The organism is Butyricimonas sp. Marseille-P2440, from assembly GCF_900091675.1.
Classification (GTDB): Bacteria; Bacteroidota; Bacteroidia; order Bacteroidales; family Marinifilaceae; genus Butyricimonas; species Butyricimonas synergistica.
This window is the reverse complement of record NZ_LT594603.1, coordinates 1-1,383: the sequence shown is the minus strand read 5'-3', so window position 1 is coordinate 1,383 and position 1,383 is coordinate 1. Positions and strand designations below refer to the sequence as shown.

1 protein-coding gene and 1 pseudogene are annotated in these 1,383 nt (G+C 55.2%); one reads left to right on the top strand and one right to left on the bottom strand.

The features are described from left to right. A pseudogene (locus tag BN8899_RS00075) lies at positions 1 to 638 on the bottom strand (hypothetical protein); the annotation flags it as partial. 370 nt (positions 639 to 1,008) lie between these two features. On the opposite strand from BN8899_RS00075, the gene BN8899_RS00070 reads away from it, so the two are divergent. Further along, positions 1,009 to 1,383, top strand: a 375-nt coding sequence (locus tag BN8899_RS00070) for a hypothetical protein (protein WP_148375187.1), incomplete at its 3' end; no start/stop codon positions are given.

Genomic DNA, 1,383 nt, shown 5'->3' with positions numbered 1-1,383 from the left:
GTGAACGCGTAAACGACCACCGCGCCGAGGTCCACACCCGCGGGCAGCGCGATGGAGGTCGAGCCGGATTCCGAGCGGTCGCGCAGCCGCGTCACGATACACGTTTTACTCATGGGGTCATACACCACTGCCTGCGCGTAATCATCCGCGAGGCGGTCCGAGCCGGTCAGCTCCTCCCCCTCCTGCTCGCAAATCACCTTGCGCGTCTCCTCGTTCAGCGTGGCGGTCACCGGGATAGCCGGCACTTTGCCTTGGGCGAGGATCAAGCTCGGGTAATCGATCAGGCACGTGAACTGCAACTCGAGTTTCACCTTGGGATCGTACGTCTTCGTCGGGTCGATCTTCACCGCCGTGGCCACCTTGGCAAGGGCGTTGACCCCCACGAAGCGGGAATGCCCGAAGGCTTCCGCCTTCCCCGTGGGGGGAAATCCCAGCCGCGTGGCGGGCAACAGGTAGCCGCCCTCGCTTCCCAGGCCACCGAAAGCGACGTCGTTCATCGCCACGTTCTCGTCCAGTTTCTTCTTTTTATCGGAGAGCGAGCGCGACACGATGGTCCGCACCTCGAACTGGTGGGGGTAGTACACCTTGTCCCCGTGCGTGCCTCGCATGGAGGCACAACCGTAAAATTTCTCTTTCATAATCCTTCTTTTTCGTTAATAATATTCAAACGCCTGCCAACAAGGTAGGTTTCTCCAACACAAGTTACGACATTAATACCCGGCGAAAAAGACACCGGATGTTAATGTTTTGTATTTTTTAACAATAACCGGGGCATCCCGCGGCTCCCGACGAAAGAATTAACAATACACGATAATAATCAACGAATTACCACCGCGCGCTTGCCACGTCCAACGGTATTCCCACCCCCTTACTTATTAATAACTTATCTATAACTTATTAATAACTTATCTACAATTATCGTTAAGTGTTGGAAATCCCGATAATATTTTTTAACTTTATAGCGTGTAGGAGTAGCGTGGGAATAGTTACACGTAAAATTCAAAAGCCATGGAAGACGATGACATAAAACGAGAATCGCCGCGCAAATATCACCGCGACGGGATAACACATTACTATCGCATGGGGAAACCCTGCCGAATGAGCAGCACGCGGGACAAGGCGGACACCCCGCCGACGGATAATCAAATCAAGTACCGGGAGGCTCTCGAGAGTGCCGTCCAGTTTTCCGTCAACTTTTTCCTCGCGTGCCCGGCGCTCGTGCCGGCATGGAACCTGTACGGGGCGCAAATGGGGAAAGACCGCCTGCGGGCGTTCAACAAGGAGAACAATCCCGTGATCGACGCCACGAGCAAGGGCGTCAACTATTTCCCGGATTTCCGCTTCAGCCGTGGCGACCTCGTGCCCCCGCGCGAGGCGCGGGTC